The organism is Huaxiibacter chinensis (assembly GCF_022171985.1).
GTDB lineage: Bacteria > Pseudomonadota > Gammaproteobacteria > Enterobacterales > Enterobacteriaceae > Enterobacter > Enterobacter chinensis_A.
The window spans coordinates 249,100-273,051 of sequence record NZ_JAJVHF010000006.1 but is presented as its reverse complement, the minus strand read 5'-3'; the positions used below and the strand labels follow the sequence as shown (position 1 = coordinate 273,051).

Annotated in this window: 22 protein-coding genes; 16 read left to right on the top strand and 6 right to left on the bottom strand. The window is 52.7% G+C overall.

Going from position 1 to position 23,952, the window contains the following annotated elements:
• Nucleotides 1-2 precede the first annotated feature (2 nt).
• The 3 genes from rbsA to kup form a co-directional block, all read right to left on the bottom strand.
• Nucleotides 3-1,508, bottom strand: a complete 1,506-nt coding sequence (gene rbsA / locus LZP96_RS15980) for a ribose ABC transporter ATP-binding protein RbsA (RefSeq protein WP_064324181.1) — start codon at nt 1,506-1,508, stop codon at nt 3-5.
• A gap of 7 nt (nt 1,509-1,515) precedes the next feature.
• Nucleotides 1,516-1,935: a D-ribose pyranase gene (gene rbsD / locus LZP96_RS15975; RefSeq protein WP_064324182.1), complete on the bottom strand. Its 420-nt coding sequence runs from the start codon at nt 1,933-1,935 to the stop codon at nt 1,516-1,518.
• Between the two features lie 225 nt (nt 1,936-2,160).
• Complete coding sequence (gene kup / locus LZP96_RS15970) at nt 2,161-4,029, bottom strand: low affinity potassium transporter Kup (protein ID WP_064324183.1); 1,869 nt, start codon at nt 4,027-4,029, stop codon at nt 2,161-2,163.
• 222 nt (nt 4,030-4,251) lie between these two features.
• Between kup and ravA the strand changes: the two genes are divergently transcribed.
• Together ravA and viaA are read left to right on the top strand one after the other, a co-directional pair.
• The gene (gene ravA / locus LZP96_RS15965) at nt 4,252-5,748 is read left to right on the top strand and encodes an ATPase RavA (RefSeq protein ID WP_064324184.1); all 1,497 of its coding nucleotides are present in this window, start codon (nt 4,252-4,254) and stop codon (nt 5,746-5,748) included.
• A complete protein-coding gene (gene viaA, locus LZP96_RS15960; protein WP_064324185.1) occupies nt 5,742-7,193 on the top strand; it encodes an ATPase RavA stimulator ViaA in 1,452 nt (483 codons plus the stop codon). The genes ravA and viaA overlap by 7 nt, the downstream gene beginning before the upstream one ends.
• On the opposite strand, the gene asnA is transcribed toward viaA, so the two are convergent.
• On the bottom strand, nt 7,194-8,186 hold the full coding sequence (gene asnA, locus LZP96_RS15955) for an aspartate--ammonia ligase (RefSeq protein WP_064324186.1): 993 nt from the start codon (nt 8,184-8,186) through the stop codon (nt 7,194-7,196).
• Nucleotides 8,187-8,336: 150 nt separating this feature from the next.
• Here asnA and asnC point away from each other — a divergent pair, with 150 nt between their 5' ends.
• The 13 genes from asnC to LZP96_RS15890 all read left to right on the top strand — a co-directional run bounded on the left by asnC (nt 8,337) and on the right by LZP96_RS15890 (nt 19,823).
• The gene (gene asnC, locus LZP96_RS15950) at nt 8,337-8,795 is read left to right on the top strand and encodes a transcriptional regulator AsnC (RefSeq protein WP_023333916.1); all 459 of its coding nucleotides are present in this window, start codon (nt 8,337-8,339) and stop codon (nt 8,793-8,795) included.
• Nucleotides 8,796-8,885: 90 nt separating this feature from the next.
• Nucleotides 8,886-9,335, top strand: coding sequence for an FMN-binding protein MioC (mioC, locus tag LZP96_RS15945; protein ID WP_064324187.1), 450 nt, complete (start codon nt 8,886-8,888; stop codon nt 9,333-9,335).
• Nucleotides 9,336-9,709: 374 nt separating this feature from the next.
• Nucleotides 9,710-11,599, top strand: coding sequence for a tRNA uridine-5-carboxymethylaminomethyl(34) synthesis enzyme MnmG (gene mnmG, locus LZP96_RS15940; RefSeq protein ID WP_064324188.1), 1,890 nt, complete (start codon nt 9,710-9,712; stop codon nt 11,597-11,599).
• Nucleotides 11,600-11,707: 108 nt separating this feature from the next.
• Complete coding sequence (gene rsmG, locus LZP96_RS15935) at nt 11,708-12,325, top strand: 16S rRNA (guanine(527)-N(7))-methyltransferase RsmG (RefSeq protein WP_064324189.1); 618 nt, start codon at nt 11,708-11,710, stop codon at nt 12,323-12,325.
• 620 nt (nt 12,326-12,945) lie between these two features.
• A complete protein-coding gene (gene atpI, locus LZP96_RS15930) occupies nt 12,946-13,326 on the top strand; it encodes a F0F1 ATP synthase subunit I (protein ID WP_064324190.1) in 381 nt (126 codons plus the stop codon).
• An 8-nt stretch (nt 13,327-13,334) separates the two neighbouring features.
• The gene (gene atpB / locus LZP96_RS15925) at nt 13,335-14,150 is read left to right on the top strand and encodes a F0F1 ATP synthase subunit A (RefSeq protein WP_064324191.1); all 816 of its coding nucleotides are present in this window, start codon (nt 13,335-13,337) and stop codon (nt 14,148-14,150) included.
• Nucleotides 14,151-14,199: 49 nt separating this feature from the next.
• Nucleotides 14,200-14,439, top strand: a complete 240-nt coding sequence (gene atpE / locus LZP96_RS15920) for a F0F1 ATP synthase subunit C (RefSeq protein WP_000429386.1) — start codon at nt 14,200-14,202, stop codon at nt 14,437-14,439.
• A gap of 48 nt (nt 14,440-14,487) precedes the next feature.
• A complete protein-coding gene (atpF, locus tag LZP96_RS15915; RefSeq protein ID WP_014072436.1) occupies nt 14,488-14,958 on the top strand; it encodes a F0F1 ATP synthase subunit B in 471 nt (156 codons plus the stop codon).
• 14 nt (nt 14,959-14,972) lie between these two features.
• A complete protein-coding gene (gene atpH, locus LZP96_RS15910; protein ID WP_064324192.1) occupies nt 14,973-15,506 on the top strand; it encodes a F0F1 ATP synthase subunit delta in 534 nt (177 codons plus the stop codon).
• A gap of 12 nt (nt 15,507-15,518) precedes the next feature.
• Nucleotides 15,519-17,060, top strand: a complete 1,542-nt coding sequence (atpA, locus tag LZP96_RS15905) for a F0F1 ATP synthase subunit alpha (protein ID WP_064324193.1) — start codon at nt 15,519-15,521, stop codon at nt 17,058-17,060.
• A 50-nt stretch (nt 17,061-17,110) separates the two neighbouring features.
• Nucleotides 17,111-17,974 carry a F0F1 ATP synthase subunit gamma gene (gene atpG, locus LZP96_RS15900; RefSeq protein WP_064324194.1) on the top strand — a complete coding sequence of 288 codons (864 nt, stop codon included), beginning with the start codon at nt 17,111-17,113 and terminating at the stop codon, nt 17,972-17,974.
• A 26-nt stretch (nt 17,975-18,000) separates the two neighbouring features.
• Nucleotides 18,001-19,383 carry a F0F1 ATP synthase subunit beta gene (gene atpD / locus LZP96_RS15895; protein ID WP_064324195.1) on the top strand — a complete coding sequence of 461 codons (1,383 nt, stop codon included), beginning with the start codon at nt 18,001-18,003 and terminating at the stop codon, nt 19,381-19,383.
• Nucleotides 19,384-19,403: 20 nt separating this feature from the next.
• Nucleotides 19,404-19,823: a F0F1 ATP synthase subunit epsilon gene (locus LZP96_RS15890; protein ID WP_003023809.1), complete on the top strand. Its 420-nt coding sequence runs from the start codon at nt 19,404-19,406 to the stop codon at nt 19,821-19,823.
• A gap of 181 nt (nt 19,824-20,004) precedes the next feature.
• On the opposite strand, the gene LZP96_RS15885 is transcribed toward LZP96_RS15890, so the two are convergent.
• On the bottom strand, nt 20,005-20,154 hold the full coding sequence (locus LZP96_RS15885) for a hypothetical protein (RefSeq protein ID WP_157685344.1): 150 nt from the start codon (nt 20,152-20,154) through the stop codon (nt 20,005-20,007).
• Nucleotides 20,126-22,222, bottom strand: coding sequence for a right-handed parallel beta-helix repeat-containing protein (locus LZP96_RS15880; protein WP_064324196.1), 2,097 nt, complete (start codon nt 22,220-22,222; stop codon nt 20,126-20,128). Before LZP96_RS15880 ends, LZP96_RS15885 begins: the two co-directional genes overlap by 29 nt.
• Before the next feature lie 344 nt (nt 22,223-22,566).
• Here LZP96_RS15880 and glmU point away from each other — a divergent pair, with 344 nt between their 5' ends.
• A complete protein-coding gene (glmU, locus tag LZP96_RS15875; RefSeq protein ID WP_064324197.1) occupies nt 22,567-23,937 on the top strand; it encodes a bifunctional UDP-N-acetylglucosamine diphosphorylase/glucosamine-1-phosphate N-acetyltransferase GlmU in 1,371 nt (456 codons plus the stop codon).
• Nucleotides 23,938-23,952: the final 15 nt, after the last annotated feature.

Genomic DNA, 23,952 nt, shown 5'->3' with positions numbered 1-23,952 from the left:
TCTTACTCCTGATTCACGCGATTAAGCTTGCCCACAGCGGCAGCCATCAGAACTTCCTGGGTGGCCTGCTCGCGAGTGAATTCACCGCCGAGATGCCCTTCATGCATAACAATAATACGATCGCTCATGCCTAAGACTTCTGGCATCTCGGAAGAGACCAGAATGATGCTCAGGCCATCAGCCTTGAACTGGTTGATTAACTGATAAATCTCTTTCTTCGCCCCGACGTCCACCCCACGGGTAGGTTCATCGAGGATCAGCACTTTCGGACGCGTCATTAAGCCGCGGGCAATCGCCACTTTTTGCTGATTACCGCCGGACAGCAGGCCGATTGCCTGCTCCATTGACGGTGTTTTCACATTGAAAAGACGGATAAAATCGCTGACCGCCTGCTGCTCATCTTTATGCCGCAGGCTGCCGACGTTGTGGCTAAAGTAGCGCAGCGCGGTAAGTGACATATTCTCTTTTACCGACATGCCCAGCACTAAGCCGTCACGTTTACGGTCTTCAGAGATATAAACGATACCGTTCGCCAGGCCATCCTGCGGAGAACGAGTCACCACCTCATGGCCGTCGAGGGTGACATAACCGCTGCTGCGAGGCAGTGCGCCATAGAGCACTTTCATCAGCTCGGTACGCCCCGCGCCCATGAGCCCCGCCACCCCCAGGATTTCCCCCTGGCGCAGCGTAAACGACACGTTATCCACGCCCGGCCCGCACAGATTATCCACCTTCAGACGCAAGCCACCCGGTGCTTTATCCAGGCGCGGATACTGATCTTCAAGCTTACGTCCCACCATCATTTCGATAAGTGAGTCTTCACTGAGCGTCGCCACTTCGCGTTCGGCAATAAACTGCCCGTCGCGGAAGACCGTCACGTCATCGCAAATTTCGAAGATCTCTTTCATACGGTGGGAGATGTAGACGATGCCGCGGCCTTGCGATTTGAGTTCGCGAATAACGCGGAATAAGGAGTCGGTTTCGGTGTCGGTCAATGCATCTGTCGGCTCGTCCATGACGATGACTTTTGACTCAAAGCTCAGCACCTTGGCGATTTCGACCATTTGCTGATCGCCAATGGACAGATCGCCTACCAGACGGTCGCTTTTAAAGCGCAGGTTCAGCTTCGCCAGCAGCTTGTCCGCTTCGGCGTACATCGTTTTCCAGTCGATCTTGCCAAAGCGGCCGACGAATTCACGGCCAAGGAAGATGTTTTCCGCAATGCTGAGCTGCGGGATCAGGTTCAGTTCCTGGTGAATGATACCGATGCCCGCTTCCTGGGAGGATTTAGGTCCGTTAAAGGTGGTCTCTTTTCCCAGCCACAGCAGTGAACCTGCATCGCGTTGATAGATGCCGGTCAGCACCTTCATCATGGTGGATTTGCCGGCACCGTTTTCACCCACCAGCGCCATGACGCGGCCAGGATAGACGTTAAGTGCCGCGCCGGAGAGGGCTTTTACGCCCGGGAACGACTTATCGATCCCTTTAAGTTGCAGTAATGCGTCCATGACGGCCTCAGAAAGTGACGCCAGCACAGAGAATGATATTCGCATACGGGGAACACTCCCCGCTGCGAATCACCGCCTGACTGTCTGCGGTTTGTTGTTTGAATTGCTCGTGCGTTGTGTAACGAATTTCTATGGTGTTTCCCTGGTGTTGTTGCAGTTGCTCTATGTGGCTGAGCAACGTTTCATGGAGTTGCGGATTATGTTGTTTGATTTCCGCGGCGAGAATGGCGGTCTCAACCTGCATCTCCGCGGTGACCACGCTCAGTACCTGCATAAACGAAGGAACGCCCTGCGTTAATGCCATATCGATACGAGTGGTGCTGCGCGGAACCGGTAAGCCTGCATCGCAAACCACCAGCGTATCGGTATGCCCAAGACGGGAAATAACCGATGAGATTTCTGAGTTGAGTACCGTGCCTTTCTTCATTTTCTTGCTCCACTAGCGAAACGTTTCGCTGACATGAGTTTAATCCTAACGGTGTTCAGAAAACCATCATGACGTAACAGATTTGTGATCGGCGTCGAAACGTTTCGCTAAGTGAAATGCAGAGGAGATAAATGTAAAACGGCAACCCTGCGGTTACCGTTTTTTTATGTTTGCGCCCTCTCCCGCGGGAGAGGGTAATGGAGAGGGCATCAGGTTACAAAAACCTTAAATCTCGACCTGCGTACCCAGTTCAATGACGCGGTTAGGCGGGATCTCAAACTGATCGGGTGCACGCAGCGCGTTACGTTGCAGGAGAAGATAGAGCTTGCCGCGCAGGCGTAAATACCAGGGACGCTTGCCGATAATCAGCGACTCGTGCGACATAAAGAACGAGGTCTCCATCATACGGCAGCTCAACCCTTCCAGACCGCAACGGTGGAACACCTCCTCCACGTTCGGCGTTTCACGCCAGCCGTAGCTTGCCACCACGCGCCAGAAGGTTGGCGACAGCTGCTCGATCTGAACACGACGCACGTTGTGGACATAAGGCGCGTCTTCCGTGCGAAGCGTCAGCAGGATCACGCGTTCGTGCAGCACTTTGTTGTGCTTGAGGTTATGCATCAGGGCAAACGGAATCACGTTCAGCGCGCGCGACATATAGACAGCGGTACCTGGCACACGAACCGGGGGGGATTTTTCCAGGGAGGCAATCATCGCCTCCAGAGAATTACCGTGCTCGTGCATACGGCGCAGCAGACGGAATCGCTCGCTTTTCCAGGTGGTCATCACAATGAACATCACCAGGCCCAGCGTCAGCGGCAGCCAGCCGCCAGAGACAATCTTGTCGAGGTTTGCCGAGAACAGCGGAATATCGATACACAGGAAACCAACCAGAATCATCCCCACAAGGAATTTATTCCAGTGCCAGTTTCGGTACGCCACCGTGGTGGAAAGAAGGGAGGTCAGCACCATGGTGCCGGTGACCGCGATACCGTACGCCGCCGCCAGGTTGCTGGAGTGTTCGAAGCTGACAATCACTATCACCACGGCCACGTAGAGCAGCCAGTTAATGAATGGTATGTAGATCTGCCCGGACTCCATTTCCGAGGTATGAATGATACGCATCGGAGAGAGATACCCCAGACGTACCGCCTGACGCGTCAGGGAGAACACGCCAGAAATCACCGCCTGAGACGCGATCACGGTCGCCAGAGTGGCGAGGATCAGCATCGGCACCAGCGCCCAGTCCGGTGCCAGCAGGAAGAACGGGTTTTTGATGGCTTCAGGATGAGCGAGCAACAGCGCGCCCTGACCAAAGTAGTTCAGCACCAGTGCCGGCAGCACCACGCTAAACCAGGCTAAACGTATAGGCAGTTTGCCAAAGTGGCCCATATCCGCATACAACGCTTCAACCCCGGTGATGGAGAGCACGACCGCGCCCAGCGCGACGAATGAGACGACTTTGTATTCAAGGAAGAAATGCGCAGCCCAGTAAGGATTCAGTGCCTGCAGCACTTCCGGGTTGGCAATAATGCCGCGCAAACCCAGTGCCGCGAGGATCAGGAACCACACCAGCATTATCGGCGCAAACAGTTTCCCCACCAGCCCCGTACCGTGCTTCTGAATCACAAACAGTAGCGTCAGAACCATAATAGCCAGCGGGACAACCCAGGTTTCAAGCTGCGGCGCGATAATCTCAAGCCCTTCGATTGCCGAAAGCACCGAGATAGCGGGCGTGATGACGACCTCACCATAGAAGAAGCTGCCGCCAATCAGGCCAATAATGACCAGGACCGACGTCATTCTTGCCGACGTATTTCGCCCGGCCAGGGACATAAGCGTCAGGATCCCCCCTTCACCGGCGTTATCCGCCCGCATGACGAAAGAGAGATACTTTAAGGAAACCACCAGGATCAGCAGCCAGAAGATGAGAGACAGGAAGCCAAAGACGGCATCACGTTCAACACCAAAACCAAACTGGCCAGACAGACATTCGCGAAGCGTATAAAGCGGGCTGGTGCCGATATCACCGTACACAACCCCAATAGCCGCAAGCGTTACTGCGCTTAATGATTGCTTATTATCAGTGCTCATAGACTAGTCTTTTCGTTATATAACAAATGTGTGCTTAGTCCCTTGGCCCACAAAAAGGCGCACAGTATGCACGATTATTCGCAAGATCGTATCCCTAAATTCAACCGCATTAATGTAGCGCAAAGAAAATAACGCCGCACTTCAGTCTATTACCAGCCCATGCCGAAACGTCTATACTCGCTTCAATTAGCTGTATCGACAGCGAAAGGATGCAAAACTATTATGGCTCACTCCCACTTATTAGCAGAAAGAATTTCCCGCCTCAGCAGCGCGCTGGAAAAAGGCCTTTTCGAGCGTAGCCACGCCGTTCGCTTGTGTTTGCTGGCCGCGCTGAGCGGCGAAAGCGTTTTCTTACTCGGCCCACCGGGTATTGCCAAAAGTCTGATCGCCCGCAGGCTGAAATTCGCGTTCCAGAACGCCCGCGCCTTCGAATACCTGATGACCCGCTTCTCCACGCCGGAGGAGGTATTCGGCCCGCTGTCTATCCAGGCGCTTAAAGATGAAGGGCGCTATCAGCGTTTAACGGCAGGCTATCTTCCTGAGGCCGAAATCGTCTTTCTGGATGAAATCTGGAAAGCAGGCCCGGCCATTCTGAACACCCTGCTGACGGCCATTAACGAACGGCGTTTCCGTAACGGCGCCAGTGAAGAGAAGATCCCCATGCGTTTGCTGGTGGCCGCGTCGAATGAGCTTCCGGAAGCGGACAGCAGCCTGGAAGCGCTGTACGATCGCATGTTGATTCGTCTGTGGCTTGATAAAGTGCAGGATAAATCGAATTTCCGCTCGTTGCTGGTAAGCCAGCAGGATGAAAATGAAAACCCGGTCCCTCCTGCGCTTCAGGTCACGGATGACGAATACCAGCAGTGGCAGCAGGATATCGGCAAAATTAACCTGCCTGATGCGGTCTTTGAACTGATCTATATGCTGCGCCAGCAGCTGGATTTGCTGCCGTCCGCCCCGTACGTCTCTGACCGCCGCTGGAAAAAAGCCATACGCCTGTTGCAGGCCTGCGCGTTTTTCAGCGGACGTGAAGCCGTTGCCCCCATCGATCTTATTTTGTTGAAGGATTGTTTGTGGCATGACGCCGAAGGCATGAATCTTATGCAGCAACAGCTTGACATATTGATGACCGGACACGCCTGGGGTCAGCAGACGATGTTAAATAAACTGGGCGCAATCACCCAGAGACGCCTCCAGTTGCAGCAGCAACAAAGCGACAAAACGGCGCTAAAAGTGAGTCGCTTAGGGGGGATGTTTGCCCGTAAGCCGCACTATGAATTGCCTGCCGATGTGACCGAATCCTCTCTGACATTACTGCTCCAGCAACCGCTTAAGCTGCATGATATGCAGGTCGTGCATATTACCGTCGAACGAGACGCCCTGGCGCAATGGCTGGATAAAAGCGGCGAAATCCGGGGCAAGCTTAACGGCATCGGTTTTGCTCAGATATTGAATTTGGAAGTAGACACCAGTATGCATCTGGTTATCCGCGACGTAAGCCTGCAGGGTTCACGTCTTGCGCTACCGGGTAATGCCACGGACAGCGTACCGGAGGAGATCAAGCAGCAGCTGGACGCGCTGGATACCGAATGGCATCAACAGCACACGCGGTTCAGCGAGCAGCAGAAATGTCTCTTTATCCATAGCGACTGGTTAGGTCGTATCGAAGCCAGCCTGCAGGACGTGAGCGCGCAGATCAAACAGGCCCGTCAATGCTAACGCTGGATACCCTCAATATGATGCTGGCCGTGAGTGAAGAGGGGCTGATTGAAGAAGTGATGATTACGCTTCTCGCTACACCTCAACTGGCTGCCTTCTTTGAGAAATTCCCGCGGATCAAAAAAGCGGTTACCGACGATCTCCCGCGCTGGCGCGACAGCCTGCGAAGACGACTCAGAGAGACGGAAGTCCCGCCAGAGTTAACCGAAGAGGTCACCTGTTATCAGGAAAGCCAGCGGCTCTCTACCCCACAGTTTAACACCCAGCTGCCGCAAATCCTGACGCTGCTCGATAAGGTGCACTCCCCTTATGCAAGCCAGGCGCGCACGCTCTCAGCCGAGAACGCCACGTTTACTCCCGCGCTGCACACCCTCTTTTTACAGCGATGGCGATTAAGTCTGGTGGTACAGACGACGTCGCTTAATCAACAGCTTCTGGAAGAAGAGCGCGAGCAATTGCTCAGTGAAGTTCAGGAACGGATGACGCTAAGCGGTCAGCTTGAAGAGGTGCTGGTCGAAAACGAGAATGCTGCGGGACGTTTGTGGGATATGAGCGCCGGGAAGCTCAGGCGCGGTGATTATCAGCTGATTGTGAAATACGGTGAGTTTCTGACCCTGCAGCCGGAGCTGATGCAACTGGCCGAACAGCTGGGCCGCTCGCGCGAAGCGAAATCGGTGCCCAAAAAAGATGCGCCGATGGAAACATTTCGCACGCTGGTACGCGAACCGGCCACCGTGCCGGAACAGGTAGATGGGCTTCAGCAAAGTGACGATATTCTGCGTTTATTGCCCACAGAACTGGCGACGCTTGGCATTACTGAACTGGAATATGAGTTTTATCGTCGGCTGGTGGAGAAACAGCTTTTGACCTACAGGCTGCACGGAGAGTCCTGGCGGGAGAAGATAAGCCAGCGTCCGGTGATTCATCAGGATTTTGATGAGCAACCGCGCGGGCCGTTTATTGTCTGTGTGGATACTTCCGGCTCAATGGGTGGCTTCAATGAACAGTGCGCCAAAGCCTTTTGCCTGGCCCTGATGCGCGTTGCGCTCGCGGATCGCCGCCGCTGTTACATTATGCTTTTTTCCAGTGAGGTCGTGGCCTATGAACTGACGGGGCAAGAGGGCATAGAGCAGGCAATCCGTTTTTTAAGCCAGCGCTTTCGGGGCGGTACCGACCTGGCCCGCTGCTTTCGCGCCATCATTGAGCGAATGCAGGGCGGTGAGTGGCATGATGCCGATGCGGTGGTGATTTCCGATTTTATTGCCCAGCGTCTTCCCGATGATGTGGTCAATAACGTGAAAACATTACAACGCGTTCATCAGCATCGTTTTCATGCGGTGGCAATGTCTGCACATGGAAAACCCGGGATCATGCGCATCTTCGATCATATCTGGCGCTTTGATACCGGGCTGCGTAGTCGTTTGATCAGGCGGTGGAAACGCTAATTAAAGCAGCGCGTCGACGCTCGCACGGACCTGCTGCGGCCATACGCCGCACTGAACCTGTCCAATATGAGACAGTTGCAGCAGAAGCATGGTCAGGCGCGACTGGCCAATACCGCCGCCAATGGTCTGAGGCATTTCGCCGCGCAGTAACGCCTGATGCCACTCCAGCTTCAGGCGATCTTCATCCCCCGTCACCGCCAGTTGACGTTTTAACGCTGCAGCATCAACGCGGATCCCCATAGACGAAAGCTCAAAAGCATCTTCCAGAATCGGGTTCCATACCAGAATATCGCCGTTCAGCCCGGCATAGTTCCCCTCGCTCTCTGAGCTCCAGTCGTCGTAATCAGGTGCGCGAACATCGTGACGTTTCCCGTCAGACAACGCACCGCCAATCCCCATCAGAAACACCGCGCCCAGCTCTTTAGCGATCGCTCGCTCACGGCCTTTGGCGTCAAGATCAGGGAAACGGCTCAGCAGATCCTGGCTGTGAACAAAGTGGATCGTCTCTGGCAGGAACGGTGCTAGTCCATACGCTTCGCTCACGGCCTTTTCGGTCGCTTTGATCCCGGCGTAGAGTGCTTCTACGGTCGTTTTCAGCGTCCCCATATGGCGCTCACCGTCACCCATTACGCGTTCCCAGTCCCACTGGTCAACGTAGACAGAGTGAATGGCAGTGAGACGATCTTCATCGGGACGAAGGGCTTTCATGTGCGTGTAGAGCCCTTCGCCCGCGCTGAAGTCGTGTTGTCCCAGCGTCTGTCGCTTCCACTTTGCCAGTGAATGTACGACTTCGAACTGGGCGTCCGGCAAGGTTTTCACTTTGACCTGTACCGCTTTTTCGCATCCAGACAGGTTGTCCTGCGTCCCGTCGCCCACGCGGCTAAGAATGGGAGCCTGGACTTCGATAAGACCGAGCTTCTCTTCAAGCTGACGTGAAAAATAGGATTTAACGAAACTGATCTGGCGTTGTTTTGCGATGTAAGCGGTTTTCATTTTTATACTCCTGCGTCCTGTTGGTAATGATTAAGCAACAGAAAGGGCGTCAAATACAATAATCAAACAACAAAAAGGCCTTCTTACTTTTGATTCGTTAAAAAAACACGCTAGAATAGTTTTAATCATTAATCTTCATAAGAAAAAACGATGGAAAATTATCAGATCGATAATCTGGATCGCGGCATCCTTGAGGCCTTAATGGCAAATGCGCGTACCGCCTATGCCGAACTAGCCAAACAATTTGGCGTCAGCCCGGGCACAATTCACGTACGTGTCGAGAAAATGAAGCAAGCGGGCATTATCACCGGGGCGCGCATCGACGTAAGTCCAAAGCATCTGGGTTACGACGTGTGCTGCTTCATTGGCATTATTCTTAAAAGCGCAAAGGATTACCCTTCGGCGCTGGCGAAACTCAACGCGCTGGATGAAGTGACGGAAGCCTATTACACCACCGGGCATTACAGCATCTTTATTAAGGTCATGTGCCGATCCATCGATGCCCTGCAACAGGTACTTATCAACAAGATCCAAACAATTGATGAAATTCAGTCCACCGAGACGCTGATCTCCCTGCAAAACCCGATTATGCGTACCATCCGCCCGTGATCGGGCAATTTCATTCCCACATTTTCCACAGGTAGATCCCAGCTCGCTCACAGCGTACAATGATCCCCTCTTTATATGAGCGAGCGATCAATGGCGGACATTACTCTCATCAGTGGCAGTACTCTTGGCGGAGCGGAATACGTTGCGGAACATCTGGCCGAAAAGCTGGAAGACGCGGGTTTCTCCACTGAAACGCTGCACGGACCACTGCTGGACGACCTTAATAAAGAAGGGATCTGGCTACTGATCACCTCAACGCATGGCGCAGGTGATATCCCGGACAACCTTCAGCCGCTCTATGATGAACTGCAGGAACAGCAGCCTGAGCTTTCCGCCGTGCGTTTCGGCGCAATCGGTATTGGCAGCCGCGAATACGACACCTTTTGCGGTGCAATAGAGAAAGTAGAGGCGGCGTTAACGTCGTGTGGGGCCAAACAGATCGGTGAAACGCTCAAGATCAACGTCCTCGATCACGATATTCCGGAGGATCCAGCAGAAGAATGGCTGGGTGAATGGAAAAATTTACTCAAAAACGCTTAAAGATCGTGCGATCAGATGTGGATAACTCTGGTTAAAACCTTGGATTAAGCAGTAGTTATCCCAATAACAACCCTTGCTCAGTTTTTAGGCTGTGGATAAAGAGCTGTTTTGATCCCAGCTTATACGGCTCAGGATCACCGATCATTCACAGCAAACGATCCTTTCTAAGGTCATGATCTTTATTGAGAGATCGGGCTTATCCACACGATCGGTCGATCCTAATAAGAGATCATAATAAAACAGATCTCTAAATACATAGATCTTCTTTTTAATAGTCCAAGATCCCAATGCTTTCTCGAAAGACTAAAGTTGAGTAGAATCCACGGCCCGGACTTCAATCCATTTTCATACCGCTTTACGCGAGGCAGACCACCATGTTTTATCAGGATCCTTTTGACGTCATCATCATTGGCGGGGGTCATGCAGGCACTGAGGCCGCAATGGCCGCAGCGCGTATGGGTCAGCAGACCCTGCTTTTGACACACAATATCGACACGCTGGGACAAATGTCCTGCAATCCGGCGATTGGCGGCATTGGGAAAGGACACCTGGTAAAAGAAGTGGATGCACTTGGCGGCCTGATGGCGAAAGCCGTCGATCAAGCAGGCATTCAGTTTAGGATACTAAACGCGAGCAAAGGCCCCGCCGTGCGGGCCACCCGTGCTCAGGCGGATCGCGTGCTCTATCGGCAGGCGGTGCGTACTGCGCTGGAAAACCAGCCGAACCTGATGATCTTCCAGCAGGCGGTTGAAGATCTGATCGTCGAGAACGATCGTGTGGTGGGCGCGGTGACCCAAATGGGGCTCAAGTTCCGTGCAAAAGCCGTTGTGCTGACCGTCGGAACCTTCCTTGACGGAAAAATTCACATCGGACTGGATAATTACAGCGGCGGCCGTGCTGGCGATCCGCCGTCTATCCCGCTCGCACGACGTCTGCGTGAATTGCCGCTGCGCGTAAACCGACTGAAAACCGGTACGCCTCCGCGTATCGACGCACGAACTATCGATTTCAGCGTACTGGCACAGCAGCATGGTGATAACCCCATGCCGGTCTTCTCGTTCATGGGCAATGCGTCCCAGCACCCTCAGCAGGTGCCGTGCTATATCACGCATACCAACGAGAAAACGCATGACGTGATCCGCAGCAACCTCGATCGCAGCCCGATGTATGCCGGGGTGATCGAAGGGATCGGCCCGCGTTATTGCCCATCGATCGAAGACAAGGTGATGCGCTTTGCCGATCGAAACCAGCACCAGATCTTCCTGGAGCCGGAAGGACTCACGTCTAACGAAATTTATCCGAACGGGATCTCCACCAGCCTGCCGTTCGACGTGCAGATTCAAATTGTTCGCTCCATGCAGGGCATGGAAAATGCCAAAATCGTTCGCCCTGGCTATGCTATCGAGTACGATTTCTTCGACCCACGTGATTTAAAACCAACCCTGGAAAGCAAGTTTATCGAGGGTCTGTTCTTCGCGGGTCAAATCAACGGCACCACGGGCTATGAAGAAGCTGCCGCCCAGGGGCTGTTGGCCGGTCTGAACGCTGCGCGGCTCTCTGCGGATAAAGAAGGCTGGGCGCCACGACGCGATCAGGCCTATCTCGGCGTGCTGGTGGACGACCTCAGCACAATGGGCACCAAAGAACCGTACCGCATGTTTACCTCTCGTGCGGAATACCGTCTGATGCTGCGTGAAGATAACGCGGACTTACGTCTGACCGAAAAAGGCCGTGAATTAGGTCTGGTCGATGACGAACGCTGGGCGCGTTTCAACGAGAAGCTGGAACGTATCGAAACGGAACGTCAGCGTCTGAAATCCACCTGGGTCAATCCATTGGCCGAGTCTGCTGCAGAAGTGAACGCTCACTTAACTGCGCCGCTCTCACGTGAAGCCAGTGGTGAAGATCTGCTGCGCCGTCCTGAAATGACCTATGAGCAGCTGGTCCAGATGACGCCGTTTACGCCGGGTCTGGAAGATGCCGAAGCGGCAGAGCAGGTCGAAATTCAGGTGAAATACGAAGGTTACATTGCGCGCCAGCAAGATGAGATCGACAAACAGCAGCGTAACGAGAACACGATCCTGCCTGCGACCCTGGATTACCGTCAGGTGTCAGGTTTGTCTAACGAAGTGATCGCTAAACTTAACGATCATAAACCGGCCTCTATTGGTCAGGCATCGCGTATCTCAGGCGTGACGCCAGCAGCGATTTCAATCCTGCTGGTCTGGTTGAAAAAACAAGGTATGCTGCGCCGCAGCGCATAAGACGTTAAACATCGCCCGGTTTGCTAATAAGCGCACCGGGCGACCGAACTTCGTAAGGCGGGTTAGCGTTGCGCCACCCGCCGCTCAGTATCTCAACAGGTATTCACCGTGCTCAACAAACTCTCTCGTCTGCTGGAACAGGCAGGTATTTCGCTCACCGATCACCAGAAAAATCAGCTGGTGGCGTATGTCGATATGCTGAATAAATGGAACAAGGCGTACAATCTCACCTCCGTACGCGATCCCAACGAGATGCTGGTGCGTCATATTCTCGACAGTATCGTGGTGGCGCCCCATCTGCAGGGCGAACGTTTTATCGATGTCGGGACAGGCCCTGGTTTGCCGGGTATTCCGCTGTCGATTGTGCGCCCTGAGAGTCATTTCACGCTGCTGGACAGCCTGGGCAAGCGTGTCCGCTTTCTGCGCCAGGTCCAGCATGAACTGAAGCTTGAGAATATCGAGCCCGTACAGAGCAGGGTAGAGGACTTTCCTTCTGAGCCACCGTTTGATGGCGTGATCAGCCGTGCTTTCGCCTCGCTGAACGATATGGTGAGCTGGTGCAAACACTTACCGGGTCAGAACGGTCGCTTTTATGCCCTGAAAGGTCTGGTGCCTGAAGACGAAATCGCCCAACTGCCTGACGGCTTCAGTGTCGAAAATATCACCAAATTGCGCGTCCCCCAGCTGGAAGGCGAACGTCATCTGGTGATCATTACACACGCTTAATTTTAAAAATTAATAAAAAATGTGGAATTTGTGCGGTTCTTAGCGTGTTAAAAAACGCGAGGGAAAGCGAAGTGCAGACTAAGGGCTTTTAACCTCTTATTTACCAGGGGTTATCGCTGGTTTAACCTGGCCGTACGAAATGACGCGTTAGATAGTCAACATTGAAAATATCAGTCTGCTAAAAGTAGAATTGAGTAATGATAAATTAATGTTAAATATTTATTAAAAATGTCAATGAAAGGTTTTTCTTGTATATAGGGCTGTTTTGCAAATAGTTACTGTCATTTGCCTTTAATATCAGAAAGATGAAATTCAGTGAATTATTGATTTGATAAATATGTCCTTATCGTAAATGTGTATTTTGTGATCTCGTGCACGCTTTATCATCAGCGTTTCCGCGCAATTTGCAGTTTTGCACCGCTGCGCGATCATTGATGAAAAGTTGAAAAATAGCGACGGCGAAAAATATTTAAACATTTATTCACCTTTTCGCTACTTATTGTTTGAATTCACGAGGGCGCACCGTATAATTTGACCGCTTTTTGATGCTTGACTCTGAGCCTTAAAGAACGTTTTATACGACACGCGGCATACCTCGAAGGGAGCAGGAGTTAAACGTGATGTCAGTGTCGCTCTTGAACAAGAACGTTGCTCGCAAACTTCTGTTCATTCAGTTTCTGGCCGTGATAGCAAGTGGACTGCTGTTCTGCCTCAAAGACCCCTTCTGGGGCATCTCCGCTGCGTGTGGAGGTTTGGCGGTAGTTTTGCCAAACATGTTATTTATGATTTTTGCCTGGTGTCATCAGGCACATACACCTGCCAAAGGCCGCGTGGCCTGGTCCTTCGCTCTGGGCGAAGTGTGTAAGGTGTTGTTCACCTTCGGGTTACTGGTGATGGCGCTGGCCGTTTTCAAAGTGGTATTTTTGCCGCTGATCGCGACGTGGGTTTTGGTGCTGGTGGTACAAGTTCTGGCACCAGCTGTAATCAACAACAAAGGGTAAAAGGCATCATGGCTTCAGAAAATATGACGCCGCAGGATTACATAGGTCACCATCTGACGAACCTTCAGATTGATCTGCGTACATTCTCGCTGGTGGATCCGCATAACGCCCCGGCCACCTTCTGGACACTCAACATTGACTCCATGTTCTTCTCGGTGGTGTTGGGTCTGTTGTTCCTGGCCATGTTCCGCAGCGTTGCTAAAAAAGCGACCAGCGGTGTTCCAGGGAAATTCCAGACGGCAATCGAATTAGTCATCGGCTTTGTTCATGGCAGCGTCAAAGACATGTATCACGGCAAGAGCAAGCTGATTGCTCCCCTGGCGTTGACTGTCTTCGTCTGGGTCTTCCTGATGAACCTGATGGACCTTCTGCCTATCGACCTGCTGCCGTACATCGGCGAGCATGTGTTTGGTCTGCCTGCACTGCGTGTGGTACCGTCTGCGGACGTGAACATCACCCTGTCTATGGCGCTGGGCGTATTCATCCTCATTCTTTTCTACAGCATCAAAATGAAAGGCGTAAGCGGCTTCCTGAAAGAGCTTACCTTGCAGCCGTTCAATCACTGGGCGTTCATTCCGGTCAACCTGATTCTGGAAGGCGTTAGCCTGCTGTCCAAACCAGTTTCTCTTGGTCTGCGACTGTTCGGTAACATGTATGCGGGTGAGCTGATTTTCATTCTGATCGCGGGTCTTCTGCCGTGGTGGTCACAGTGGGTTCTGAATGTGCCATGGGCCATTTTCCACATCCTGATCATTACGCTGCAAGCCTTTATCTTCATGGTTCTGACGATCGTCTATCTGTCGATGGCGTCTGAAGAGCACTGATTTTTTACCAACACTACTACGTTTTTATTGAAACAAACTGGAGACTGTCATGGAAAACCTGAATATGGATCTGCTGTACATGGCTGCCGCTGTGATGATGGGTCTGGCGGCTATCGGTGCTGCGATCGGTATCGGCATCCTCGGGGGCAAATTCCTGGAAGGCGCTGCGCGTCAACCGGATCTGATTCCTCTGCTGCGTACTCAGTTCTTTATCGTTATGGGTCTGGTGGATGCAATCCCAATGATCGCTGTAGGTCTGGGTCTGTACGTGATGTTTGCTGTCGCGTAGTAGTAGTCTTACAAACCTAAGCCACAGAAATTAAAGAGGTATTGTGCTGTGAACATGAACGCAACAATCCTCGGCCAGGCCATCGCGTTTATTCTCTTTGTCTGGTTCTGCATGAAGTATGTATGGCCGCCATTAATGGCAGCCATCGAAAAACGTCAGAAAGAAATTGCTGACGGTCTGGCTTCTGCAGAGCGCGCTAAGAAAGATTTGGACCTTGCACAGGCCAACGCGACAGACCAGCTGAAAAAAGCCAAGGCGGAAGCTCAGGTCATCATTGAACAGGCTAACAAACGCCGTTCTCAGATCCTGGACGAAGCCAAAGCGGAAGCAGAACAGGAACGCACTAAGATCGTGACACAGGCTCAGGCTGAAATTGATGCTGAGCGTAAACGTGCTCGTGAAGAACTGCGTAAGCAGGTTGCGATCCTGGCTGTTGCTGGCGCCGAGAAGATCATCGAACGTTCCGTGGATGAAGCTGCTAATAGCGACATCGTGGACAAACTTGTCGCTGAACTGTAAGGAGGGAGGGGCTGATGTCTGAATTTGTTACGGTAGCTCGCCCCTACGCCAAAGCAGCTTTTGACTTTGCTGTCGAACACCAAAATGTCGACCGCTGGCAGGATATGCTGGCGTTTGCCGCTGAGGTAACGAAAAACGAGCAAATGGCAGAATTGCTTTCAGGTGCACTGGCACCTGAAACGCTGGCTGCCTCGTTTATCGCCGTGTGTGGCGAGCAGCTGGATGCCAACGGCCAGAACCTGATTAAGGTCATGGCCGAGAATGGTCGTCTGCGCGTGCTCCCTGATGTTCTGGAGCAGTTCGAGCACTTACGTGCCCTCAGTGAAGCCACTGTCGAAGTCGAAGTGACGTCGGCAAATGAACTGAGTGAAGAACAGCTTGCGAAAATCAGCGCCGCGATGGAAAAACGTCTGTCACGCAAAGTTAAGCTGAATTGCAAAATCGATAAGTCTGTAATGGCAGGCGTAATCATCCGAGCGGGTGATATGGTCATTGATGGCAGCGTACGCGGCCGTCTTGAACGCCTTGCAGACGTCTTGCAGTCTTAAGGGGACTGGAGCATGCAACTGAATTCCACCGAAATCAGCGAACTGATCAAGCAGCGCATTGCTCAGTTCAGTGTTGTGAGTGAAGCTCACAACGAAGGTACTATTGTTTCTGTAAGTGACGGTGTTATCCGCATCCACGGCCTTGCCGATTGTATGCAGGGTGAGATGATTTCCCTGCCGGGTAACCGTTACGCTATCGCACTGAACCTGGAGCGCGACTCCGTAGGTGCAGTAGTGATGGGTCCGTATGCTGACCTTGCCGAAGGCATGAAGGTTAAATGTACTGGCCGTATTCTTGAAGTTCCAGTTGGCCGTGGCCTGCTGGGTCGCGTGGTGAACACCCTGGGTGCGCCAATCGACGGTAAAGGTCCAGTTGATAACGATGGCTTCTCGCCAATCGAAGTTATTGCACCGGGCGTTATCGATCGTCAGTCGGTCGATCAGCCTGTTCAGACGGGTTATAAGTCCGTCGATGCCATGATTCCAATTGGACGTGGCCAGCGTGAACTGATCATCGGTGACCGTCAGACCGGTAAAACCGCAATGGCGATTGATGCGATCATCAACCAGCGCGACTCCGGTATCAAATGCGTGTACGTGGCTATCGGCCAGAAAGCGTCCACCATTTCTAACGTGGTTCGTAAACTGGAAGAGCACGGCGCACTGTCTAACACCATCGTTGTGGTAGCAACAGCGTCTGAATCCGCTGCACTGCAGTACCTGGCACCGTATGCAGGTTGCGCAATGGGCGAATACTTCCGTGACCGCGGTGAAGATGCGCTGATCGTATACGATGACCTGTCTAAACAGGCTGTTGCTTATCGTCAGGTTTCCCTGCTGCTTCGTCGTCCACCAGGACGTGAAGCCTTCCCGGGCGACGTGTTTTATCTCCACTCCCGTCTGCTGGAGCGCGCATCCCGCGTAAACGCGGAATACGTAGAGAACTTCACCAAAGGTGAAGTTAAAGGTAAAACCGGCTCCCTGACTGCCCTGCCGATTATCGAAACCCAGGCGGGTGACGTTTCTGCGTTCGTTCCAACCAACGTAATTTCGATTACCGATGGTCAGATCTTCCTGGAAACCAACCTGTTTAACTCCGGTATTCGTCCTGCGGTTAACCCGGGTATCTCCGTATCCCGTGTGGGTGGTGCTGCTCAGACCAAGATCATCAAGAAACTGTCCGGTGGTATTCGTACCGCACTGGCACAGTATCGTGAACTGGCTGCGTTCTCTCAGTTCGCATCCGATCTGGATGAAGCAACCCGTAAGCAGCTGAGCCATGGTCAGAAAGTGACCGAGCTGCTGAAACAGAAACAGTATGCCCCTATGTCTGTTGCACAACAGGGCCTGGTGCTGTTCGCGGCAGAACGTGGTTATCTTGAAGATGTTGAACTGGCGAAAATCGGTAGCTTCGAAGCCGCTCTGCTGGCTTACGTTGACCGTGATCACGCTCCGTTGATGCAAGAGATCAACCAGTCCGGTGGCTATAACGACGAAATCGAAGGCAAGCTGAAAAGCATCCTCGATTCCTTCAAAGCAACCCAGTCCTGGTAACGTCCGGCGGTCTGTCTTAGGACAGGCCGCAAGGCATTGAGGAGAAGCTCATGGCCGGCGCAAAAGAGATACGTAGTAAGATCGCAAGCGTCCAGAATACGCAGAAGATCACTAAAGCGATGGAAATGGTCGCCGCTTCCAAAATGCGTAAATCGCAGGATCGCATGGCGGCCAGCCGTCCTTATGCAGATACCATGCGCAAAGTGATTGGTCACCTTGCGAACGGGAATCTGGAGTATAAGCATCCTTACCTGGAAGAACGCGACGTTAAGCGCGTGGGCTACCTGGTGGTGTCTACCGACCGTGGTCTGTGCGGTGGTTTGAACATTAACCTGTTCAAAAAACTGCTGGCGGAAATGAAAGTCTGGTCTGATAAAGGCGTTCAGAGCGATATCGCGATGATCGGCTCTAAAGGCGTCTCTTTCTTTAATTCCGTAGGCGGCAACATTGTCGCTCAGGTGACCGGTATGGGTGATAACCCATCCCTGTCCGAACTGATCGGCCCGGTAAAAGTGATGTTGCAGGCCTATGATGAAGGCCGTCTGGACAGGCTGTACGTTGTCAGCAACAAATTTATTAATACCATGTCTCAGGTTCCGACGCTGACTCAGCTGCTGCCTTTACCGGCATCAGAAGATGACGAGCTGAAGCAAAAAGCCTGGGATTACCTGTATGAACCCGATCCGAAACCGCTGCTGGATACCCTGCTGCGTCGTTACGTTGAATCTCAGGTTTATCAGGGCGTGGTAGAAAACCTGGCCAGCGAGCAGGCCGCACGTATGGTGGCGATGAAAGCCGCGACCGACAATGGCGGCAGCCTGATTAAAGAGCTGCAGTTGGTATACAACAAAGCTCGTCAGGCCAGCATTACTCAGGAACTCACCGAAATCGTCGGTGGTGCATCCGCGGTATAACCAGGTTAATTCGTAGAGGATTCAAGATGGCTACTGGAAAAATTGTCCAGGTAATCGGCGCCGTGGTTGACGTCGAATTCCCTCAGGATGCCGTACCGCGCGTGTACGATGCTCTTGAGGTTAAGAATGGTAATGAGAGCCTGGTGCTGGAAGTTCAGCAGCAGCTCGGTGGTGGTATCGTACGTACTATCGCCATGGGTTCTTCCGACGGTCTGCGTCGTGGTCTGGAAGTTCAGGACCTCGAGCACCCAATCGAAGTACCAGTAGGTAAAGCAACACTGGGTCGTATCATGAACGTATTGGGTCAACCCATCGACATGAAAGGCGACATCGGTGAAGAAGACCGTTGGGCTATCCACCGTGCGGCACCTTCCTATGAAGAGCTGTCAAGCTCTCAGGAACTGCTGGAAACCGGCATCAAGGTTATCGACCTGATGTGTCCGTTCGCTAAGGGCGGTAAAGTCGGTCTGTTCGGTGGTGCGGGCGTAGGTAAAACCGTAAACATGATGGAGCTGATCCGTAACATCGCGATCGAACACTCCGGTTACTCCGTGTTTGCAGGTGTGGGTGAGCGTACTCGTGAGGGTAACGACTTCTACCATGAAATGACCGACTCCAACGTTCTGGATAAAGTATCCCTGGTTTACGGCCAGATGAACGAGCCACCAGGAAACCGTCTGCGCGTTGCGCTGACCGGTCTGACTATGGCTGAGAAGTTCCGTGACGAAGGTCGTGACGTTCTGCTGTTCGTTGATAACATCTATCGTTATACCCTGGCCGGTACAGAAGTATCTGCACTGCTGGGTCGTATGCCTTCAGCGGTAGGCTACCAGCCGACCCTGGCGGAAGAGATGGGTGTTCTTCAGGAACGTATCACCTCTACCAAAACCGGTTCTATCACCTCCGTTCAGGCGGTATACGTACCTGCGGATGACTTGACTGACCCATCACCAGCCACCACCTTTGCACACCTTGACGCAACCGTGGTACTGAGCCGTCAGATCGCGTCTCTGGGTATCTACCCGGCCGTTGACCCGCTGGACTCCACCAGCCGTCAGCTGGATCCACTGGTTGTGGGTCAGGAACACTACGACACCGCGCGTGGCGTACAGTCCCTGCTGCAGCGTTACCAGGAACTGAAAGACATCATCGCCATCCTGGGTATGGATGAGCTGTCTGAAGAAGACAAACTGGTGGTAGCACGTGCGCGTAAGATCCAGCGCTTCCTGTCCCAGCCATTCTTCGTTGCGGAAGTATTCACCGGTTCTCCAGGTAAATACGTTTCCCTGAAAGACACCATCCGTGGCTTTAAAGGCATCATGGAAGGCGAATACGATCACCTGCCGGAGCAGGCGTTCTACATGGTTGGTTCCATCGACGAAGCCGTGGAAAAAGCCAAAAAACTTTAACGCCTTAATCGGAGGGTGATATGGCAATGACTTACCACCTGGACGTCGTCAGCGCAGAGCAACAAATGTTCTCTGGTCTGGTCGAAAAAATCCAGGTAACGGGTAGTGAAGGTGAACTGGGTATTTTCCCGGGTCACGCACCGCTGCTCACCGCCATTAAGCCTGGTATGATCCGCATCGTTAAACAGTTCGGTCATGAAGAGTTTATCTACCTGTCCGGCGGCATTCTTGAAGTGCAGCCTGGCAGCGTGACCGTTCTCGCTGACACTGCTATTCGTGGTCAGGACCTCGACGAAGCGCGAGCTCTGGAAGCGAAGCGCAAAGCAGAAGAGCACATTAAGAGCTCTCATGGCGACGTGGATTACGCTCAGGCATCAGCAGAGCTGGCCAAAGCGATCGCGAAACTGCGCGTTATCGAGTTGACTAAAAAAGCGATGTAACACCGGCTTGAAAAGTACAAAAGCCAGTCTGGATTCAGACTGGCTTTTTTTATGGCTGCGTTTCAGTAAAGATGAAACTAAAATGGCGTTTTATTATTTTGTGATAAGCGTCACAAAAATGTTGATCGGTAAATTCCTGAGGTGTAGACTTCTTTTTGTGATGAAGATCACACATTAACCTTCAGAAAATCAGGAAACCATTATGAAACTGATCAACAAAGTCATCGCTCTCTTCAGCAACATGAACGTCTCTTTCGGTACGATCAACCACTAATACGCTGAATGCCGAGTGGCGCATGCGCTTACCGTTGTGTGATAAGCGAAGCGCCATCGGGCAATGTCTCTCCTGCGCGGTTTACGCTGCGTCCATCCTCAATAAAATAATTCGTCTCATCAATATTCCCCACCACCGCATCGTTATACTGCCCGGGTTGTGTGCGCACTGACTTATTCCCCGTGAAGACCCCCTGAGTGGAAGGTTCGCCATACGGGCTTGGGCGGAAGATAAAGTTAAAGCGGTGATTGTCGATCGCTACGTTATGAGAGACCACCAGCGCGCCAGGATTAAAGTTATCGGTAAAACCGTCCAGATGATTTCCGATCGCTTTGCTGTTGCGGATTTCATGCGCGACGGGCTGGCCTTCGCCACCGAGCTTAAAACCGTTACTGGTGTTATTGCGGGCAACTGAATTCTCGATCACCACCACGCCGTTTGCGCCATCCTCGATCTTGTTAAACAGATCAAAACCGTCGTCGATATTGTCGTGGGCGTAGCAATTTTCCAGACGATTACCTTCCCCGACGCGCATCTTCACGGCAAAGCCGTCAGCATTAATCTTACCGGGATCCTCATTGCTGTAGGATTCAGAATTGATCACCCGGTTATCGCTGGCCCACAGTGGGCGACCCACGTTATCCGGCGAGGAGATTTGAATGCCGGTATCGTCGTTACGGTAAGCTTTGACGTTTTCGATAAGGTTATGGCTGCCCTGAATGCGCAGGCTTTTCCCGGTGATTTCAATGCCTTTGAGATGCCAGTAGCTCGCATCCAACCGCAGTCCATGGATCACGGCCTTTCCGTCTGCCTGCAACGACGTCACCTTTTCCGCGCTGCCGCTGGCGGAAACCGGGATTTCACTGAGCGGATAATCTCCGGCGGCCAGAATAATACTCCCGCCAGGGGAAACCCGAGCTATGGCGGTGGCTAAATCCACCGGAGACGCAGCCGTCCCCTGACCTTCTGCTTTTGCATCGGGGGCAACGTGTATCGTCTCACCGTGAACGCCCTTCAACTTTGTCACGGAGAACGTCTGGTGTATCGCTTCCCCACTGGCAGGGGTAAACAGCAGGCTAAAGTCATTACTCTCCCCAAGCGTGGTGGCTACGCTATACATCGTTCCCGCTTTAACGGGTTTATCACTCCCGATCACCACTTCATTCTGGCGCAGGCTGAATACGCCATCGACATTCGCGCGGGCCTGAACCAGGTACGCGGCTGTGGTGCTTTGCGTGGCAGAGGCGAGCTGGACAACAGCAGGAAGCGCTATCGGCTGCCAGGGTGCAGATGCCACGGTGTTCGCCGCTGAGGTGGTGAGCGTGGCATCGGAGACGGTGATTCTGGCATTACGCGATGCAAAGAAGCCGACATAGTAAGATTCAGGCTTCTGCACGGCGATCAGTTCGGCGCGCGGCACGCTTTTACTCACCCAGGCATCGCTGCCGGCGGGAGCCCATGCGGTGACAAACCCGTCGTTAGTGCGCGCCAGCTTTAAACGAAAGGTCGGCGTCTGGCTGATATCCACCTCTTCCTGGTAACTCTGTTTTTTGATCGCCGCGCCCGCATTACCCCACGGCTGGGTGATTCCCTCCCGGGTAATGGCCTGTAGCTTGATTCGATGATGATCTTTCTTATCCTGCGTCATGATGGCGTTCATCACCAGATTCGATGCCGCAGGAAACTCTTCGTAGCCTTCTTTCAGCGGTTGCTGGCGCGGGTTCCCAATGACGTCACGCACTAACAGCCCCGCCCCCTCCTGAGCGGCAGGTTTTGCCCCATTTTCTGGGCCAAACTGATCGACGGTGACCGTGGCTTCCAGGACAAAGTTTTGGCTGGTGGGAAGTTCGGTATAAAAGAAGGTTAAACCGTCGTGTGAATTGGCGATTTTGCCCCCACGGCTTTCCAGGGTGATGGGTTTGGACAGATCGGCTGTGTCCTGCGGTGTGAGTACTTTTCCCTCAACAGAAACATCATTAACGCCGATTTTTTCTGGTAACACGTTAGAGGAAAAATTGAGATCGGTTGATTGCCCAAAGGCTACCGCTTTCCAGACAGGTTGCGCTGCTGCCACTGCGGATAACGCGCTGTACATCATTAGGGCCAGAGGTATCTTATAATTCATTTTATTCTCCTGAGTGATAATTGAGCGCCATTATCATCAAGATGAAACAGTGTTTCTTTTTCTAAAGTCACATTATTGGATAATTAAAACGATGTTTTGTTTTTAAGGGATCTTCTTTCAGGAGACGAAAAAATGGCTAACCTCTTGTCCCGGCTGGCGACTTATCGCCAGAAGGCTATTTTCCGGAAGAAAAGTGATTTACTCTGCCCTCAAAAGTATCCTCAAACGGCCAGGAATGGCCGTTGTTGAACGTTTTACAGACAGCCCATTTTATGACGCAAAATATGTAGAATTTTCAACGTTAAAGGGTTCTACTTCTCACTTAAATTACAGTCAGGACGCGTATGTTGAATAATACAATGAGCGTGGTCATCCTTGCCGCTGGCAAAGGAACCCGCATGTATTCCGATCTCCCGAAGGTATTGCACACCCTGGCAGGAAAGCCAATGGTGAAGCATGTCATTGATGCTGCTAATGATTTAGGGGCTCGTCAGGTTCATCTGGTCTATGGCCACGGCGGCGATCTGCTTAAAGAGACGCTCAGTCACGACAACCTTAACTGGGTGCTCCAGGCAGAGCAACTCGGTACAGGCCATGCCATGCAGCAGGCTGCGCCGTATTTTAACGACGATGAAGACATCTTAATGCTGTATGGCGATGTCCCGCTTATCGCTGTCGATACGCTGATTCGCCTGCGTGACGCAAAACCGCAGGGCGGCATTGGGCTGCTGACGGTCAAACTTGACGACCCAACCGGCTATGGCCGTATCACCCGTGAGAACGGAAAAGTGACCGGCATTGTGGAGCATAAAGATGCTTCCGAAGCGCAGCGTGAGATTCAGGAGATCAATACCGGCATTCTCATCGCCAATGGCGCAGACCTGAAGCGCTGGTTGTCGAATCTGAACAACAATAACGCCCAGGGTGAATTCTACATCACCGATATCATCGCGATGGCCTATCAGGAAGGCCATGAGATTGTCGCGGTCCACCCTGAACGCCTGAGTGAAGTGGAGGGGGTGAACAACCGTCTGCAGCTTTCTCGACTTGAGCGCGTTTATCAGGCTGAGCAGGCAGAAAAACTGCTGTTGGCTGGCGTTATGCTGCGCGATCCTGCCCGCTTCGATCTGCGCGGAACCCTGGCGCACGGGCGTGACGTAGAAATTGATACTAACGTTATCCTTGAAGGTGACGTTCAGCTTGGTCACCGCGTCAAAATCGGCGCTGGCTGTGTGATTAAAAACAGCATCATCGGTGACGACTGTGAAATCAGTCCCTATAGCGTCGTGGAAGATGCCCGTCTGGACGCCGCATGCACCATTGGCCCGTTTGCGCGTTTGCGCCCCGGTGCTGAGCTGCTGGAAGGCGCCCACGTTGGCAACTTCGTCGAAATGAAAAAAGCGCGTCTGGGTAAAGGCTCCAAAGCCGGCCATCTGACCTATCTGGGCGATGCTGACATTGGCGATAACGTTAACATTGGTGCAGGAACCATCACCTGTAACTATGACGGCGCCAATAAGTTTAAAACCATCATCGGCAATGACGTCTTTGTCGGTTCCGATTCGCAGCTGGTGGCGCCAGTCACGATTGGCCATGGTGCGACGATTGCCGCCGGGACAACCGTGACGCGTAATGTGGCGGATAACGAGCTGGTAATCAGCCGCGTACCGCAGGTACACAAGCAGGGCTGGCAACGTCCTGTGAAGAAGAAGTAACCGTTTTTTCGGGAT